Consider the following 20,128-nt stretch of genomic DNA (forward strand, 5'->3'; position numbering starts at 1 on the left):
GTAACACACATAAATGATGTTATGCCATTATTTGCAGTTAAGGTAAAACCAAGTGTTAGCCATCCGTACGCCTAAATCCCAAGTGCCAGCGGTGCCAAAATGTAAATGATCTGTGGGGTGCGGGCTGTTTTTATCATCGGCACGCCGACTTAAATCGTCTGTTTGCACCAAGCCTACATTTGGCCAAGTGCCTGCCTGTATTTGGGCTTTGCGCACCAAATCTCTGCCTGCACCGCTTAAAGGAGGTGGCATCACCAAACCCAGCACAAAAGGCATATCGCGGGCGTTCAAATCGTCGCGCACTCGCAAAATAAAATGTTTTAAATTTTGTTCATAAGCTTCGGCATCGGCTATGTTGTTCGCATCGTTTTCGCCCTGTTGCCAAAACATAGCTTTAATGTCCGGCTGGTATCCTTGGCGCTTTAAATCGGCCAAAGCCGGCAAAACAGTTTGTAAAAACACTTGGTATTGCTCACCGTGGCTTGCGGTATCTCCTTTTGTGCCGGCGTTCCACTGCCTGGCCAAATCTGTTCCGCTGTGCGCGTGTTTGATAAAGGCAATTTTTTGGCTTTTGCCGATGAGCTGCTGAAGTCTGTGAGCCAAACCCAGCTCGGGACCAAAACGGTCCGGCGACTCTGAAGCCTGCGCTAAGGGATGCCACTGATTAGCCGGACCTTTGCCTTCTAAATGTGGTTTGCCGCTGTGGTAAATCAGCACGCTATCTTCCACTTTTTGCCCTGCATTTAAATTGGCCATATAGCCTTGGCCCGTTGCATTTGATTGGCCTGCCAAAATAAAGACGGCAATTTTCTGTTGCGCAAAACTTGCGATGCTAGCTATGCAAAACAAAAAGAGACAAAAGAACTTCATACTTATTTAAGGTATTTAGCTAAAGATAAGCCTTTTGTGGATTTGATACCTTCTGCTACTTTTTGTGCATTAAACTTAGCACCGGCTTCGGTAGTATGGGTGTGGTCTTTTACCAAATAAAGCGCATCCACTTTTTGTTGACCTAGCTTATCGTATTCATCGGCAATTAGCTTGTTAAGGTTAATGTAAAAAGCATTCTCTTGGATGGCGGCCGCGCGTGCCCACTCTACATACTCGGAGCGGTTTACTTTGTTGGCATAATTCCAGGAGCTGCGCGGAATTAAAGAACAAACAATTACCGTTGCGCCCTTGGCTTTAGCCTCGCGAATAAACTGGCGGATGTACCAGCCGTAGCTATAAACCCGCTCTTGCTTTTTTAAGATGGGGTTGTAAATTTCTTTGCTATCATCCGCATTGCCTTTGATGGTTCCGCGGGCACGGGCGGTATCATCCAAAGGGCTGCTATCATTATGGCCAAACTGCATCATCACATAATCTCCGGCTTTCAGTTTTACTAAAACACTATCCCACAATCCTTTGCTTCGGAAAGTGCGTGTGCTGGTGCCGCCTAAAGCGTGGTTTTCTACGTTGATTTTGCCCAGGTCGAAAAACTCTGGTAAAAAATGCCCCCAGCCCCATTGGCCGTTGGCGCCGTTATCCCGTCCGTTTTTCACGGTAGAATCGCCAATTAAAAATAAAGTGGGTTTTTGAAGTGGCTTTTTAGCGGCGCAGGCCACTAATGCTGCAATTAAAACGAATGCGCTGGTTTTAAGTAAATATTTCATTGGATTTTTATTGAGCCTCCAGTAAGTTTTCCTTCTAAAAGAGCTTCTTTACAGAAAAAGAAGAACTTGCCGGTGGCCGATTTTAATTTGTTGTGATGGATTTATTATTTGGACAAAAATGTCTTTAGTCTTTTTTCATTGGAGGCTTTGATTCCTTGCACTACCGATTCGGCGTTAATTCTTGCGCCTTCTTTGCTGGTATGGGTATGTTCAAACGGAAATAGTTTTGCTACGGCATCGGGCCCCATGGCATTGTATTTATCTGCCGTTCGCTTATTAAGGTTAATGAAGGTCACATTTTTTTCTGCCGCCACCTGCTGTGCCCAAAGGCCAAAATCTTTGTCGGCCAAAATAACTTTTCCGTCTTTCCAATCGTTACGCGGAATCATAGAAAGCACAATTGGCGTAGCGCCTTTGGCTCTTGCTTCATCAATAAATTTGCGGAGGTAATGGCCATAGGTATAAACCGTTTCGGGTTTACCATCTGGCCAAACCAGGTTAACAGAATCTTGACCTATGCCACGCAATACGCCGCGGTAACCTTTTTTGGTGGTATCTGGCTTGCTACCTTCGTTATGGCCAAACTGCATCAGCACGTAATCGCCCGGCTTTAGCATTTCTAAAACCTTGGCCCAGCGCTGTTCTTTCACAAAAGTTCGCGTGCTGCGGCCGGCCATTGCCTGGTTGTTGATGTTCACTTTTGTGGTATCAAAAAACTCGGGAAGCAACGTTCCCCAGCCCCACATTTCTTTGTTAGAATTGCGCACGGTAGAGTCGCCGATAATGTAAATGCTAGGTTTATCCGCAGGCTTTAGCGCAACGCAAGCTGCGATGAGGAAGGTGAGGATAAAGAGATAGTTTTTCTTGTCCATAATTAATTGCTAGTAATTGATATTTGAAGATTCGACAATTTCATATTTTGGCGCGTTCCCGTCTGTGCACATAACATTCTTGAAAAAAACATTTTCTGCGTTTTTGACTTTCACGACGCTGTTTTCGGGAAGCTTAAAATTTTCTAATAAAATATTTCTGGTGTAATGTTTAGGATCTGCAAAGCCATTTATATCTATTACAACGCTATTGTTTTTTGCTTGGGTAAAATCCAAGTTTGTGAACTCCATATCAGAAAACTGAGGTAAAGTTGGCGCAGGGTCGCCATCGTTGTTGTAATTCAGTTGCGTGTACAAAGTAAGCTGTTGCAGGTTGCAATCACGTACAACAACATCTTTCACATAAGCACCTCTATCTTTTGTTGCTTTAATTTGTAAGCCGTGCAGCAAATTCCCAATGTTACAATCCTGAATAAATACGCCGCTTACGCCGCCAGACATTTCACTGCCTATGGCTAAAGAATGTCCTTTATTAAATTCGCAATCCGTTATCCTAATATTCTGAGTTGGCCTGTTCACCACGTTCCCTTCCGGATTTTTACCCGATTTAATGGCAATGCAGTCATCACCCGTAGAAAATTTTGAATTTAGGATATAGGAATCTATTGATGAGTCGGGATCAATGCCATCACCATTACGCGCAGTACTATTGATATCCAAACCATTTAAAACCACATTTTTACTGTAGATATAATGTATCGTCCAGCAAGGGGAGTTTTCAATCCGTAAACCGCTGATGTTGATGTTCTTCCCGTTCATGATACAAATTAAACGGCCACGGCTACGCATACCGTGTGCCGCTATCATCGCTTTCCCTAGCTCACTTCCGCCACCGGATATGATTCCTTCGCCATCAATCGTCAAATTTTCTACATGATACACCTCTCGCCGGTCCAATTTTCCAGCGTTAATAAGACTTGCGTAAGTTTCTAACTCCCAACCTTCAAAACGGTTTAGGTAAAATGGTAAATAATCTACAGCATCGTTAGTTCCTTTTAAAACGCCGCCTTTTTCAACACGTAGTGTCATATTACTCTTTAGGTAAAGCGCAGCACTCAAAAATTTGCCTTTAGGTATAAGTACAACTCCATTTTTACCGCAAGCGTCAATAGCTTTTTGTATGGCTTTGGTGTTTAGTGTTTTGCCGTCGCCTATGGCGCCAAAATCAACAACGTTATATATTTTGCCAAGAGGTTTTGTTTTACAGCGGACAGTATTGCTAAAGGCCGATACTTGTTGCGCCGCCCCTTTAGCTTTTACAGAAAAAGCGTAGCGCTTGTTCGGCTTTAAGCCTTTGGCTGTAAAATTAGTTTTAGTTGAAGAAGCCAGCCATTTACCATTTAAATATATTTCGTAACCATTTACACCGTCATACTGTTCGGGTTTATCCCACAACAGGGCAACGGATGTGGCACTAATGCCGGCCTCTGGAGCTAGCAAATTTTGCGGAGCTAATAAAACTTGCGCTTGTATACAACAATAAAACGCTGAAAACAAACATAATAACCAAATTTTACCAAGCATATTTAAGGAGCTGAAATTAATTTAATATTCGGTTTAGGTGCTTTCTGCATACCCGTACCAAAATAAAACCCGGTATGCGGTGGCATGTTATAGCCTACGTTTTGCCATGCAATACTTAAGCGATATTGCGGATCGTGCATTAAGGTATAGTTGCGATGTTCTGTTGGTATAGTGGTGGTGTAAATGCGCAGGCTTTGGTTATCCTCGGAGCGCAACACCAATTCCTCGCGCCAATCGCCAAATAAATCTGCACTAACCACTGGCGTTGCCTTTGAACCTACTGCAAATGAAGCGCCTGTTGCGGTAAATATGCGCCCTTTCTGGTATTTCTCAATGTAGTTTGCGTTCAGCAATTCGCGACTTAAATCACCGTCCCACCAAATTAAAAAATTGCCCGAGCGTGGTGCTGGCCCCACCAATTCGCCTTTCATATTGTATAAATTGCGCCCCCACCACATATAAGCGCCTTTATAATTAGGGTCGATATTTTCTGCTACGCCTCTGCCAATATCATTGTCTTCTTCCATGCGTACCAAAGTTTTTCCGGTTTTAGCATCATAAACTACCACGCCAGGGCCTTTTGTATTGTCTTCAATTTCATGGATGCCGAAAACCTCCAAACCTGGCCTATCCGGATCTAAATCGCCAACATGCAAAGCGTCACCGTGACGAAAGCCTGTGCTGTACAAGCCCGTACCATCATCGTCCACACACATAGAACCGTAAATAATTTCATCCTTACCGTCGCCGTCTACATCGGCCACGCTTAAGTTGTGGTTGCCCATGCCCGAGAATGGATTTTCGCCATCTTTGGTGTCAAAAACCCAGCGGGAGCTAAGCTTGCCACCGCGCCAATCCCACGCGGCCAAAACCGTACGTCCGTAATAGCCACGGCACATCACCACGCTCGGCCGTTCGCCGTCTAAATAAGCAATACAAGCCAAAAAGCGATCAACGCGGTTGCCAGAATTATCGGTACCGCCGTTTCCGCCATGGCCACCCCAGCCGGCCGTATTCCCGCGCGAAGGGATATAATCTGCAGTTGCCATTGCTTCGCCGGTTTTTCCGTTAAAAATGGTGAAGTACTCTGGACCGGTCATAATTTTCCCGAAAGTTCTGGATGTTGGGACGGTATCGCGCCAATCCGCATTGGGGTCGCCAATCACTTTACCTTTGCCATCCACGGTTCCATCGGCAGTTTTACAAGCAAACTCGGCAATGCCATCGCCATCCAAATCATACACCATAAACTGTGTATAGTGTGCGCCTTCGCGGATGTTTTTGCCCAGGTTAATTTCCCAAAGCATGGTGCCATCCATTTTATAAGCCTGAAAAATTGGCGGATCGGTTAAGCCCGTAAAACTGTTATCGCGACCGCGACCGGTTTGGTGCAGCACAATATCATATTGCCCATCTCCGTCCAAATCGCCAACAGAAGCATCACCGGGGCGGTAACCTTGCGGTGTTTTTAAAGGAATATTTAAATATTGCTGTACCGGCGTGTTGGCCTTCAGCAAAAAACTGCCTTTACTAGCTACTTCTTTTCCGGATACGATTGCCTTAACTTCATAAACATGGTCTTTTGTACTATCGGCTTGGGTATCAACAAAAAAGGTTGGTCCCGTTAAGGGCTTTGCGTTAAGTTTATTTTTGATAGCACCTGTGTTGCGGTAGATGTTAAAAGCAATGTTTGGATCTTCTGTGCCCAAAATGCGCCAGCTGACAAACACCGAATCTGCCGCCTGCCGCACAGCAACAATACCTCTATCTAAGTTCTCCATTTGCCTTTGCGCAAATGCAAGCGTGCTAAAAGCCACTAAAATGAAAACAATAGTTACTCTTTTCATCTTTTAACAAGTTTAATTTGTGGTTTTGGATATGTTTTGGTTTCGGCACCTAGGTAGAAGCCCGTATGTGGCGGTTGGTTATAAGCAACGTTTTGCCAAGCGATGGCCAGGCGGTATTGCGGATTGTGCATGAGCGTGGTGATGCGGTTATTTGCCGGAATGTTGCTGCTGTAAATGCGCAGCTCTTTATTATCGGCGCTGCGCCAGATGACTTCCTCGCGCCAATCGCCAAAAATATCGGCGCTTAAGCAAGGTGTAGCTTTTGTGCCATTGTTAGCTAAACAGCCTTCGGCGGTTAGCAAACGCTTTGTTTCCTCTTTCTGCCAATCCCATTTTTCGATGTAATTTTTATCGAGCAGTTCGCGAGTTAAATCGGCATCCCACCAAACTAAAAAATTGGTAGACCGGGGTGCTTTTTCGCTGATGCTGTTTCCTTTAACGTCGCGCAAACCACCCGGACCGCCCCAATTCTCAAATCCCGTATAACGCGGATCAATATCCGCGGCCACGCCACGCCCAACATCTGTTGCAGGGAATTTGGACCATATAATTTCACCGCTTTTGGCATCAAACATAGCTACGCCAGGCGTATTTAATGCTAAAGTTTTCCCTTCACTTTCGTGGATGCCGTAGACCTCTAAACCGGGTCTGCTCGGGTCTAAATCTGTCAAGTGCATGGCGTCGCCGTGGCGCAATCCGGTGGTGTATAAGCCTTTTCCGTTATCATCCACCGTCATGGCGCCTATACAAATTTCATCTTTGCCGTCGCCGTCAACATCTGCTACAGAAAGGCTGTGGTTCCCCATTCCCGAGTAGGAATTTTCTGCATTTTCGGAGTCGAAAATCCAGCGCTGTTTCAAATTTTTACCGTCAAAATCCCAAGCAGAAAGCACCGACCGCCCGTACCAGCCACGCACCATTACTGCGCTGGGCTTTAGGCCGTCTAAATAAGCTACGCAAGCGGTAAAACGATCTGCCCGGCTCGCATTGCTATCATTACCGCCATTGCCGCCTATACCGCCCCAACCGTTTAAAGGATAACGCGAAGGTGTATAAGTTTCGGTTGCCAAAACCTCACCTGTTAAGCCGCTGAACACGCTGATATACTCTGGGCCCTCGCTAATTTTCCCGTAGAACGGACTGCTTTTATCGTAATTGCGCCAGTCTTTTTTGGCGTCCCCTATGACGTTTCCAAGGCCGTCTTTTGTGCCGTCTGCGGTTTTGCAGATCAGCTCCGCTTTGCCATCGCCATCAAAATCGTACACCAAAAACTGGGTATAGGCCGCGCCCGAACGGATGTTTTTGCCCAAATCTATCCGCCATAAAAATTGCCCGTCTAAGGTATAAGCATCTAAAAGCTGGTTAGCGGTAAAACCTTTCTGAGGCGGGTTTTTAGCGTTTGAAGGTTCCCATTTTAAGATAATTTCGTATTTGCCATCGCCATCTAAATCGCCAACGGAAGCATCATTGGGGCTGTAAGAATAAGTGGAGCCTTCAATTGTGCCACCGGCTGGTACTTGAAGCGGTATTTTAAGATACGCTTCTTTTTGCGCGTGCGCGGTGGCAAGTTCTACTTCTTTTTTATCGATAAAGGCAGTGAGTTTATAATCGCTTTCCGCGGTTCCTTCGCTGTCAACAAAATCTGTGGTAAGCTTGATGGGTAGCTTATTTAATTTTGTTGCGGCACCCTTCAAATTTACACGGTAAATATTAAAAGAGATGTCATTGGCATCTGTGGCTAATAAACGCCAGCTTAGATATACGCCCGAATTTTGTGCTGGTATGGCAATTAAACCCCGGTCCAAAAACTCCATTTGTCTTTGCGCAAAAAGCTGATTTGCAAAGCACAAGCAAATAAAAAGAATTTTAAAGGCGCAAAATCGCATGTGACGTTAAATTGGCTATTGGATTTTTGGAGCTATGAAGATAGGAAAGGCGATTGGCTTACGCGTCATGCCCCGTCATGGTAGCACGCAAATTTTCGTGCGCAGTATGACTTCATTATTTTAAAAAAGCTTTATTACCAAAATTTAGAATCTTTTCACCAATTATTGAACATCCTTTAGGTTCTGCTCCTCTACATTTGCTTCAGATAATCTTTAGTATTTCGGTTATTAATTGGTTCTGGAAATTTTCAAAGTCTGGGTTTACCCAAAAACTTCAGGCTTTGAAATTCCTAAAAGCCACACCGCCGAAAAGGATTGTCTGAACGAAAACCAATATTATAAACTTATATGAAGCAGAAATTTTTACGTACTGCCCTAGGGCATTTTGCATTCTTTTTATTCTCGGTTACCTGTGCCCAAAGCCAGGCGCAAACATTGGCTTTCCCCGAAGCGCAGGGTTTTGGCCGCTTTGCTAAGGGCGCAAGGGCGGCAGCCAGTCCGCAGGTCTATATTGTTAAAAACCTTAACGATAGTGGTGCGGGTTCTTTCCGCGATGCCGTAAGCCAGCCGGGGCGGGTGGTTGTTTTTGCTATTAGCGGTATCGTAAACTTGAAATCAGACATTGTGGTTTCTCCAAACACCACTATCGCTGGGCAAACTGCGCCCGGAGAAGGTTTTGTGCTTTTTGGGAAACGTGTGACTTTCTCTTCGTCCAGCAATACCATTGCCCGTTACATCCGCATCCGCTTAGGTGCTACTGATAATGCGGGGAAAGATGCTTCGGGAATTTCTAACGGCGCAAACATGATTTTTGACCACATGACATTTACCTGGGGTATGGATGAAGTTTTCTCTATCAACTGGGATAACAAAGGCACCAGCCCGGATAACATCACCATACAAAACTCCATTATTGCGCAAGGTTTGCACCGCAACAATCACTCGGCAGGCGGTTTAATGCAACCTTCGGGAGGTAAAATTAGCCTAATCGGAAACTTATACTCCAGCAATAAAACCCGCAACCCTAAAGTAAAAGGTATTAACGAGTTTGTAAACAACGTGGTTTACAACTGGGGAAACTTCGGCAACACCTATGGGCACACGCAATCTGGCGAAGCTTACATTATGGGTGGCGATTCTGAAGGCCGTTCTGACGTAAACATCATCAACAACTACTTCATCGGCGGACCTTTAACCAGCACTTCCACCAGTACGCCATTTAATCGCGGAAACGCTAACTTTTATTTGTACGGATCTGGAAACTATTACGATAACAACCGCGACGGTGCGTTAAACGGGAATTTAGTGCCAGAAAACTTAACCGGCTACCCTACCGGCGATGCCAGCACCATTTTATCTGCCCCGTATGATTATCCGATGAAGAACCCCGCGTTAACGGCACAACAAGCATTTGACAAGGTGGTAGCAAGTGTGGGCGCATCGTACCCAAAACGCGACCAAGTGGACAGCTTAATTGTGGCACAGCTAAACAGTAAAGGCGTGGAAGGTATTTATTTATACCGCGAAACCGATTTGCCTTTTAGCAACGGCGGCGTGGGCAATGTGTTTAACGCGCCGGCACCTTTAGATACCGACCAAGACGGTATGCCCGACGATTGGGAAGACGCGCATAGTTTAAATAAAAATGATGCTTCTGACGCGGTGACAAAAACTTTGGACCCCGAATATTTAAACATTGAGGTGTATATAAACGGCCTGATGAATACTGCACCTCCGGCATTCACCATCCCGCCCAGCAACTTAGGCTATAGCACCAGCTCTACCGAAGTGCCACCGGCCAGCGAGGTTGTATTAACCTGGAAAGATAACTCGAACAACGAAACGGGATTCTCGATAGAAAGATCCTCAGACAATATAAATTTCACTGAAATTGCACAAGTAGCCACAGACATAAAAACTTATACCGATGGCGGATTAACGCCCAACAGCACTTATTATTACCGCATAAAAGCGCTGAATGCCACAGAATCTTCTGTGTACAGCGCCGTTTTAACCGTTAAAACCAATCCTATCCCGGCTGCACCAACTAAAACTTCGGCCTTGAGCCCTAGCGACGGCTACCAATTTGCAGAGCTAAACGGCGCAAACAACCTTGAACTAAAATGGAGCGGAAGCACAAACACCACAACTTATAGCATTTATTTTGGTACAGATGCCGGTGCTTTAAACAAACTGGGCGATGTAGCTTACAACGCCAACCCAAGCTTTATCGCCAGCAGTATTAGCGCCGGGACCACTTATTTTTGGCGCGTAGATGCTACCAATAACAAAGGAACGGCTACGGGCGATGTTTGGAGTTTTAAAACCATCAACAACATCCCGCAAGGTATAGTAGGCTATTACGCTTTTGACGAAACCCTATCAGACGGTACGCAAATCACCGACTCTACCACCTACCAAAACCACGGTGTTTTAGGTTTGGATGATGACGATGCCAGCATCCGCGCAAGCGGAAAAGCAAAAAATGCTTTAAACTTTGCCACCGCGCGCACGGATATGTTTGTGGTAAGCGTGCCCAACCAGGACCAGCTGTTTTTGAACAAAAGCTCTTTTTCCATTTCTTTTTGGATGAAAGCCGATGCCTCTTTGCTGCCGCCAGATAATAACAGCAGCGCCTATCTGCTTTGCAAAGGTTCTATCACTAAAAATACCACCACCGGCGCTACCGGAAAACGTTTTGACATTGAATTTAAAAATAAGCAAATCCGCTTTGCGATTGATGACGATGTTACAAAATCTGAACTAGCTGCAGACGCGACTTCTTTGTTTGATAACAATTGGGCGCACGTAGTGGTCATGCGCGATGTATCTGTGGATAGTTTGAGATTATTTATTAACGGCAGGTATATTAAAAGCCAAAGCACAGGCGCTACAGGGGGCATAGGTGAAGTAAGTTCGCTGATTATCGGAAATATTGGAGAACTGGAATTTTTGAGCAACACAAATGCACCAGCGCCATATAAAGGTTTGTTAGACGAATTGAAAATTTTCAATTACCCTTTAAGCGGGCAACAGGTATTAGAACAATTAGCAGCAGGGCCGATGCCTTTGCAAGCCCTGGCTCCTACACCGGCAAATAACGGCATAGCCAATGGCGGCACTAAGGTAAAAGCCAGCTGGGTGGGCGGTATAAACACCGACACTTACAAGGTTTATTTTGGAACCAGCAGCGGCGCGCTAAATTTAGTGGCCGACCTGCCGGTGGGCACCGCCTCTTACCAATTTACGGGCTTAAGCTTTAATACCAAATATTTTTGGAGGATAGACGCCCTTGGACAAAAAGGCACCACTACCGGTGTAGAATGGAACTTTACCACCGGCGCATTTGACAACGAGATAGTTGCCGATTGGCATTTAGATGCAAGCAGCGGGACTACAATTACAGACAGTAGCCCGAATGCGCTAAACGGAAGCCTTGATAACGTAAGCAGCTACACTTGGGAAGCCGGACGTTTAAACAATGGATTAAATATTAAAACCAGTACCAGTGGCGCAATTACCCTAGCTGATAACGCAAAAATCAAGTTTGATAAAACATCGTTTAGCGTTTCTTTCTGGATGAAAGCAACTCGGCCGGTAAGAACAGTTTCAGTTTATTTAATGAACAAAGGTTCTTTTTCAAAAAATGATGCGATTGGTACAAACGGCAGATGGTACGGCATAGAAGCCAAAAACGATTTGCTTTATTTTTCGGTAGACGATGATAAAAACAAAACGAGCATCAGTATTGATAATGCGAGTTTCTTTACCAATGACTGGGTACATGTTGTAGTTGTTAGAAACGTGGGCGACAAAAAGCTTTCAATTTATCAAAACGGAATTTTAGCTGTATCTGGCACCGAAAATGCCACTAGCCTTGCTAACGGTATTGGGAACAATGATCCGCTTTACTTCGGAAATGCGTATGGTTTAAGCGCTCCTTACACTGGTTTTTTTGATGAAATCAAAATCTTCAACTACGCGCTATCGCAAGAAGAAATAACCAAGTTGGCGGCCGCCCAATCACTGCCTGTAAACTTAACTTCTTTCACTGCAAAAGCCCAAGAGAGGGGCGTGTTACTAAAATGGACTACACAATCAGAACAAAACAACAGCTACTTCATCATCGAAAGATCTACAGACGGACAAAATTTTGAGCAGCTTAAAACCATTACCGGCCACGGTACAACGCAAGCTGTTTCCAACTATATGATGGAAGATGGCAGTCCGGTTGCCGGCATCAATTACTACCGCTTAAGCCAAGTAGATTTTGACGGTAACGGCAAAATTTTAGGTACACAAGCCATAAAATTCGGTTTCACTGCTGGCGAATTCTTGGTATTCCCTAACCCCATTGTAAACAGCTTGCACATTAAGGTTCCGGCAAAATTGCAACAAGCGAAGGTGAGCCTATTTGACAGTTATGGCCAAGCAGTGTTTTCCAAACAAGTGCTTTCGGAAAACGGATTGTTGAAGGTGGAATTAGAAAATAAACCTGCGCCAGGTGTATATGTATTGAGCCTAAGCGGAACGGATTTTAATAGAACAGTGAAGGTGGTGGTGAGGTAATAATGAATACGGCATATCCTCACTATTTAGGAAGATATGCCTTTTATCAGTTAAAAAATCAATAAAAACAAATATGAAACTAGTAAAATTGGATTTTTTGCGCTGACAATGCTTGGCACAACATTAACAAACTCATACCAGCAACTTATGTTCTTAAAGTATCATCCACCAACGGTGATACCATACAAAAATTCATTAAGCTGTAAAAAGCTATTTTCCCTATAAAACACCGCTCTAAAGGAGCGGTGTTTTTGTTTTATTAAAAACTTAGCCTCTAACTTTGGCAACCTTAAAACAAAAGTCTCAAATCGTGCTTTCAGGGTATCTAAAGACGGCAAAGTGTCAATTTTTAAAGATAATTTGTCAAAAATTTAAACAAAAAAGCTCAACATAAAGCGAAGTTTGTAAGAGAATAAACCAAGTATAAACTTATTAACTAAACACCAATGGGGCGCACGTGCGCTTAATTATCCTAAAGTTTTGCCATGATTTAGATTGTATAACATCCAATCTTTAAACCAGCAAAAAACCGATTATTAAATAAACTACTCAAAAACGATGATTAGATTTTCGCGAAGCTACTACTTGCTCTTATTTGCTACCAGTGTATTGATGGGTTGCAAAAAAGAGTTCAGTAAATTTTATGAAAGACCCGAAAGTTTGGGCCCGCCCATTTACCAACAATTAGAGCAAAAAGGAAACTTCAAGCATTTATTATCTGCGGTAGATAAGGCGGGTTATAAACCTATTTTATCTGAAACAGGCTGGTGGACCTTATTTGCCCCAACAGACGCTGCTTTTGAACGCTTTTACCAAGAAAACAACATTAACGGCGACGATGCGCTTTCCGATTCTCTGGCAACAGCCATTGTAAAATATGCGCTTGTTTATAACGCTTACCGCGAAGATCAGCTTAGCAATTACCAGACAACCGATAATACTGTTATTGCCGAGGGCATGGCTTTTAAGCGCAAAACAGCGTATTATGATGGCGTAAACCAGCAAGGCGACGATGTGCACAGCAAAACAATAGCCACTAACAGAAATGTTTTATCGCGCGCAAGCGGAAATGTTTTCACCAACAATTCTAACTATAAAGAAGGCGACAATAACAATAAGTATATCCCATACTTTACAGATAAATTTTTGGCAACAAAAAATCTGACCGCAGCAGATTACACTTCTTTTTATCCAAACGCCTCTGCCTTTAACGGCTTTAGTGTTGCAAATGCACAGGTGGATCCCACTTACAAGAACGTGGAAGCCGAAAACGGAATTATCCATGCGGTTGACCGTGTAATCACTCCTTTAAATAGTTTAGACCAATACATTAACAGAAATAGCCAGTACAGCGATTTTGCAAAACTCTTAGATTCCTTACGCTATTATAGTGTAAATGCTTACGTTACGCACCAAAACCAGGTAGCAACAGGAAGTTCTGATTCTGTTTACGTAAAAGGCTATGACGGACGTTTAGCTTTTTCTGCAAACAACGAAAACTATCAAACGCCTGGCGTTAGCTCATTTATTAATACGCTGGCACAAAAGGAAAGCTGGAGCATGATGGCGCCAACCAACGCAGCTTTAGCGGCTTACCGTGCTAAAATATTAGGAAAATACAACAACACCTTTTTTGGCAGCACACCGGCAAGCATTTTAATAGACTTTTTAAATTCTCATATGTGGCCAGACGCACTTTGGCCAAGCCAGTTCTCCACTAATCCTAATTATTTGGAAGAGAACGCTTCAATAAGCATCAACAACGTTGTTGATAAAAAGGTATTAAGCAACGGCATTTTTTATGGTGTTAATGAGGCCAATAAAGCAAACGTTTTCCGCACGGTTTATGGCGTGCCGTATTTGGATCCTAAAGCTAGCATGACATATAATGCGTTTAAAGATTTAGGTACCGGAATAAAAGCTTATACTTTACAGCCGGGAGTTAGGCAAACCATTTTAGTAATGCCTGATAATGTTTTAGCCGCAGCAGGCTGGAGGTATAATGAATCGAGCGCGAGCGGATCTAACACCGCTTGGGGTTATAAATCAGCAAGTTCCTCTAGCTACTCGCATAGCCCAATCCATAAAGAAAATATCATGGCCATGATATCTACCGGGGTTTTGTTAACACCAACCGCAGAATTAACAAGTTTTGCCGGCGAAGGAATTGTGGAAACCAAAAATGGTGCTTACATCAAATATAAAAACGGTAAAATCCAGACTTCTGGAACTTTAGACACTGGCGTAGACTTAAACATCACCAGTTCTGACAACAGCTCTATCAATGGTTCTGTTTACTATGTAGATGGCTTGCTTTCCTTCACTGAAAAAAACGTGGGAGATCAGATTGAAAAATTGGCCACTTTGTACCCTGCTAATTATAGCTTATTCTTACAGTTGCTTAAAGACGGAGGAACCGATGTGTATAACGAAACGACAAAAGCTGTTACCGGAGTAAAAACCGGAACAGATTATAAGTACACCTTTTTTATCCCTAGCAACGCAGCAATTACGCAAGCTGTAAAAGACGGGGTATTATCTGGCAATACAAGCACCGGCGTACTTAAAAAAACCAAAGATTTAAGAGCACCAGATTTCGAACTGATAAGAAAATTTGTTTTATACCATATTGTAAATGGAGAATCTATCGCATCAGACGGTAAAAAAACCGACAGCTACCTTACCTTGCTACAAGCTGATGACGGCAGCCCTACCCTATTAAGCGTATCTAATGATCCCGGCGATTTAACTGTTATTGGTTACCACAACTCCAACGCAAAGGTAATTGAGGCCGCCAGTAACCAGCTCGGAAATAGATCGGTAATCCACTCTATCAACAATTACCTAGACTATAATAAAAATTAAGCCTAAGCCGAATTTTAAGTATGAAAAGAATTCTTATAAACAAGCTTTTACTTTTAACTTTTGTTTTTTGCGCATTAAGTACCTCAAACTTATTTGCACAAACACCTGCAACAGTTGTCAAAGGAAAAGTAACCGATAAACTTGACAAACAACCGGTGCCGGGTGCAAACGTGGCCGAGCTGGATAAAGACAAACGTACCGTAACCGCAACCACAACAGACATTAACGGCAACTATTCTTTAAGGCTATCAAATCCTAACAACCAAATATCTATTTCATTTTTGGGATACAAAACCTTCTTATCGGGCGCAGTTAAAGATCGTAAAGAAATAAATGTTGCTTTAGATATCGCATCAAACCAGTTGCAAGAGGTTAGCGTTGTTGGCCGGCACGAAGCAACGGTTAGTGATTTGCCTATCTCTGCACGTAACTCTACCAGAGCTACGTCAACCATCAATGCAGAGAAAATAGATCAGATGTCTGTAGGTTCTATTGACCAAGCCCTACAAGGCAGATTAACCGGGGTAGATTTTGGAACCACCTCTGGTGATCCCGGCGCAGGGATGTCTATCCGTATCCGTGGTACATCATCTATCAACGGTTCATCGCAACCTTTAATCGTATTAGACGGTATGCCCTATGAAACAGAAATACCAGATGATTTTAATTTTGGCACTGCCGATGACCAAGGCTACGCCCAACTGTTAAACATCGCGCCTTCGGATATTTTAGATATTACCGTTTTAAAAGATGCGGCATCAACAGCTTTATGGGGTGGCCGTGCGGCAAACGGGGTTTTGCTCATTAACACCAAACGCGGGAAAATGGGCAAACCATCTGTAAATTACAATTTTAAAGGTGCGCTCTCGAACCAGCCAGACGCCTTGCCGTTTTTAACCGGAAATCAATACGCTACCTTAATACCCGAAGAAGTGATGAACGCTACCGGTGTTCCTCTAGATTTTTTAGGACAGAACGGACAAAACAAAGCTTTCCAATACGATCCGCTGGATGCTTATTACTACTACAATTACAGCAACAACACCAATTGGATTGATTTAATTACCCGTACCGGCGTAACACAAGACCATAACATATCTATTAGTGGCGGTGGTGATAAAACCCGTTATTACGGTTCTGTGGGTTATTTAAACCAAACAGGCACAACCGTAGGTACAGATTTAACGCGTATAACTACCAAAATCAATTTGGATTACGAGGTGTCAGATAAGATGAAATTCCGTACCGATTTAACTTATACGCATGTAAATAATAATCTAAACTATACCAGTAGCTTAAGAAATGTAGCCTATAATAAAATGCCCAATATGTCGCCTTTCGAGTATGACGAGTACGGCAATATCACAGGTGTTTATTTTTCACCCGAAGAAAACATCCAAGGAAAATACAGCGGCACTTACAATCCCTTGGCAATGGCCAATGAAGGTTCTAGCAAGCTTTACGGGGAGCGTATTACACCGCGCTTCAATTTAAGCTATAATATTTTACCACAAAACAAGCTTTATTTTACCGGCGACGTTGTTTTTGACATTAACAACAATAAGTCGAAAACATTTTTGCCTCAAATTGCAACCGGACGCCCAAGCAATGAAACCTCAGTAAATAGAGCTTCCGATTCTGACGGAGATTCGTATAGCATCCAAACAAAACTGAACCTGGTGTACACCCCTTTCTCTACAGAGAAAAACTCTTGGCAAAACTTGATATCGTTCCAAACCAGCGATTCGCGTTCATCGTCGTACAGCGCAACTACATCCAATACGGCTTCTTCCTATTTGCAAGATCCATCCATCCCGTCGGTAACTAACGGATCAGGCTTAAGCTTAAATTCCGGTCAGTCGCAATCACGTTCAATGGGTTTGGTGTTTCAATCACAATACCAGTGGTTAGATCGGTATATCCTTAGCTTAAACGCCCGTATTGATGGAAACTCGAAATATGGCCCCGATAACCGTTTCGGAATTTTCCCCGGAATTTCTGCCAGATGGCGCGTTTCTGGCGAACCATTCATGAAAAAATTTGAGCATTTCTTAGACGATTTCAGTATCAGAGCCAGCTACGGTTCAACACCAAACGCTCCGGGTAGCAATTATGCCTATTATAGCCGTTATTCGCCCTTCTCTTATACTTACCTAGACAATAGCGCGGTTGGCCGTAACAACATGGCCTTAACCCAACTAAAATGGGAAACTATTGTGGGTAAAAACTTAGGTTTTAACTTATGGATGTTTAACAACCGTGTAAGGTTAGATGCCGAGATTTATCAAAACACCACAAAAGATCTTTATTTTAATGATTTAAGCATACCAAACATCACCGGATACACCAGTGTGGATATGAACATTGGCACCATGAACAACGACGGCTGGGAAATTGGCTTAAACACTACGCCGCTTAAAAACAAAACCTGGCAGGTAGATTTAGATTTCAATATCTCCAGAAACGCCAACAGCATCCAATCTATCTCCGAGTTTTACCCTCGCGAAAGCGTAGTTGGTTTACCGGGGTTGGGCAAATACAAATCTTATTTAGTAGAAGGTAATCCTTTTGGCTCGTTCTACGGCTTTAAATATTTGGGCGTTTACAAAACCGCCGAAGACACCAAAGCAAAAGACGCCGATGGAAATGTAATAGTTGGTCCAAACGGGCAAGATAAGTACATGCGTTACAACTACCCTACCGTTGACTACGTTTTCCAAGCCGGTGATGCTATATACGAAGACGTGAACAAAGACGGCAACATTGATGAAGCCGACATGATGTATCTCGGAAACGGTATCCCTAAATTTAACGGAGGTTTTGGTGCTGCCGTAGGTTACAAAGGCCAATTTAAGCTCTCTGCTTTCTTTAGCTACCGTTATGGCTTTGATGTGGTAAACGGAGCTCAAATTACCACTACCAATCTTTACGGATTTAATAACCAAAGTACCGCTGTTTTGCGCAGATGGAGAAACCCGGGCGACGATACTGATATGCCAAGAGCACTGTATAACGATGGCTACAATTGGTTAGGTTCTGACCGTTACATCCAAGACGGATCCTTCATCCGACTTTCAACCGTAACTTTTACTTATAATTTAGGCAAGCAGTTTTTGCAAACGCTCAACTTAAAAAGTGCAAGGGTTTATTTAACCGGACAAAACCTGTACACCTGGACCAAATACACCGGCCAAAACCCCGATGTGGATATCAGAGGAAAAAATACGCCGTTTGCCTATCCGGTAGACAATGCGTTAACGCCACCATCACGAACATACACCCTTGGTTTAACGGTAGGATTTTAAAGAAACAGCAACATGAAAAAAATATATTTATTAAACACCAAAATACTTTTGCTTTGCTTGGTGCTGCTTTGCACAACGGCCAGTTCTTGTAAAAAATGGCTGGAATTAAAGCCCGAAGACGGCTTGATAGACCAAGAATATTGGCAAACTAAAGAACAGCTAAAAGCCGCGGTAATGGGCTGCTATGCTTCTTTACTCAAAGGCTCATCAATGCCTTTAGCCAAATATTTATTTATTTGGGGCGAGTTACGCGGCGACCAAGTAACAACAGGTAGCGATACTGGCGGAGATGAAGACATATCTAGCTTGAACAACTTAAAACGTGATGAGCTTTACATGTTACGTACCGAGCTTTCATCTACCAACCAATTGGTAAACTGGGAGGCCGTGTATAAAACCATCAACTACTGTAACGATGTTATACAAAACGGCCCCAAAGTTTTAGAAAGCGATAAAACGCTTACCGAAACGCAGTTTAAAGCTTATCTGTCCGAAGCTTATGCTTTACGCGGTTTAATGTATTTCTACCTGCTCAGAAACTTTAAAGAAGTACCTTTAAAACTGAACGTTACAGAGAGCGATACGGATATTGAACAGTTACCGAAAAGTAAAGAGGAAGACATTTACAAGCAAATTATAGCCGATGTAAAATATGCTGCAGATAATGCTTTAGAAACCTACGGAACCATGGCCAGCGACCGGGGCCGTATCACTAAATATACAGCCTATACCATTCTAGCCGATGCTTATTTATGGATGGAAGACTACCAAAACTGCATCGACGCTTGTGACAAGGTAATTGCTTCTAAGCGTTACCAGCTATTCCCGATAGGCACACAGCAAGAAGATTGGTACAATTCGGTTTTTTATAACGGTAACTCGGTAGAAGGAATTTTTGAATTCCAGTTTGATAAACAAGTATCTAATCCTTTTTGGGATATGTTTGGCTCTGCATCCAAAGAATTTAAAGCTGTAGATGCAATAGCAGAAGGCGATTTGTTTGGGGTTGATGTTCTTGACCCGAATAATCGGGACATTCGCGGAAATAACACTTCTATGTCTGAAGCTACCAGCGCCATTGTGAAGTATACCGGAGACCGTACCAGTAGCACCTCTTTTTCGCACTGGTTTGTTTACAGATACAGCGATGTACTTTTGATGAAAGCCGAAGCATTGGTGTGGTTAAACCCCGGCGATGAAACCAATAACGCAACCGCTATTGATATTGTTAATAACCTGCGTATGGTACGGAATGCGTTGCCTGCTTTAAACAGCGGAACTGTCGAAATCCCACTGCCAACGGCAAGCACTTCAGAAATTTCAAGGTTTGTGTTTAACGAGCGCGCCAGAGAGTTTGCTTTTGAAGGCAAAAGATGGTACGATATATTGCGCAACGCTAAACGCAACAATTATGAAAACGAGCAACTGCTATTAAACATTGTGGCAGCCAAGGCAATCCCAAGTAAACAGCAAACCGTGATCAATAAATACAAAGACCACCGAAGCCATTATTTACCAATTTATTTTAATGAATTGCAAACAAACAAAGCGCTTGTTCAAAATCCTTTTTATCAATAACAGTTAATT

The 20,128-nt window shown here is 43.3% G+C and carries 10 protein-coding genes; 4 read left to right on the forward strand and 6 right to left on the reverse strand.

The window, feature by feature from the left end; translation table 11 throughout:
• Positions 1 to 27 precede the first annotated feature (27 nt).
• From BCY91_RS15960 to BCY91_RS15985, 6 genes are all read right to left on the reverse strand, one after another.
• Positions 28 to 870: a sialate O-acetylesterase gene (locus BCY91_RS15960; RefSeq protein ID WP_120183048.1), complete on the reverse strand. Its 843-nt coding sequence runs from the start codon at positions 868 to 870 to the stop codon at positions 28 to 30.
• Between the two features lie 2 nt (positions 871 to 872).
• Positions 873 to 1,655: a rhamnogalacturonan acetylesterase gene (locus BCY91_RS15965; RefSeq protein WP_120183049.1), complete on the reverse strand. Its 783-nt coding sequence runs from the start codon at positions 1,653 to 1,655 to the stop codon at positions 873 to 875.
• Between the two features lie 104 nt (positions 1,656 to 1,759).
• Positions 1,760 to 2,527, reverse strand: coding sequence for a rhamnogalacturonan acetylesterase (locus BCY91_RS15970; protein WP_120183050.1), 768 nt, complete (start codon positions 2,525 to 2,527; stop codon positions 1,760 to 1,762).
• Positions 2,528 to 2,536: 9 nt separating this feature from the next.
• Entirely contained in the window at positions 2,537 to 3,985 is a 1,449-nt protein-coding gene (locus BCY91_RS15975) for a glycosyl hydrolase family 28 protein (protein WP_182995417.1), read from the reverse strand.
• Positions 3,986 to 4,071: 86 nt separating this feature from the next.
• Complete coding sequence (locus BCY91_RS15980; protein ID WP_120183052.1) at positions 4,072 to 5,916, reverse strand: rhamnogalacturonan lyase; 1,845 nt, start codon at positions 5,914 to 5,916, stop codon at positions 4,072 to 4,074.
• Entirely contained in the window at positions 5,913 to 7,766 is a 1,854-nt protein-coding gene (locus tag BCY91_RS15985; protein ID WP_245989211.1) for a rhamnogalacturonan lyase, read from the reverse strand. Before BCY91_RS15985 ends, BCY91_RS15980 begins: the two co-directional genes overlap by 4 nt.
• Before the next feature lie 384 nt (positions 7,767 to 8,150).
• Between BCY91_RS15985 and BCY91_RS15990 the strand changes: the two genes are divergently transcribed.
• From BCY91_RS15990 to BCY91_RS16005, 4 genes are all read left to right on the forward strand, one after another.
• A complete protein-coding gene (locus BCY91_RS15990; protein ID WP_120183054.1) occupies positions 8,151 to 12,371 on the forward strand; it encodes a LamG-like jellyroll fold domain-containing protein in 4,221 nt (1,406 codons plus the stop codon).
• 558 nt (positions 12,372 to 12,929) lie between these two features.
• Complete coding sequence (locus tag BCY91_RS15995; protein ID WP_120183055.1) at positions 12,930 to 15,236, forward strand: fasciclin domain-containing protein; 2,307 nt, start codon at positions 12,930 to 12,932, stop codon at positions 15,234 to 15,236.
• 20 nt (positions 15,237 to 15,256) lie between these two features.
• On the forward strand, positions 15,257 to 18,541 hold the full coding sequence (locus BCY91_RS16000) for a SusC/RagA family TonB-linked outer membrane protein (protein ID WP_120183056.1): 3,285 nt from the start codon (positions 15,257 to 15,259) through the stop codon (positions 18,539 to 18,541).
• Positions 18,542 to 18,553: 12 nt separating this feature from the next.
• On the forward strand, positions 18,554 to 20,119 hold the full coding sequence (locus BCY91_RS16005; protein WP_120183057.1) for a RagB/SusD family nutrient uptake outer membrane protein: 1,566 nt from the start codon (positions 18,554 to 18,556) through the stop codon (positions 20,117 to 20,119).
• Positions 20,120 to 20,128 lie beyond the last annotated feature (9 nt).

The sequence above is a fragment of the Pelobium manganitolerans genome (assembly GCF_003609575.1).
Taxonomy (GTDB): Bacteria; Bacteroidota; Bacteroidia; order Sphingobacteriales; family Sphingobacteriaceae; genus Pseudopedobacter; species Pseudopedobacter manganitolerans.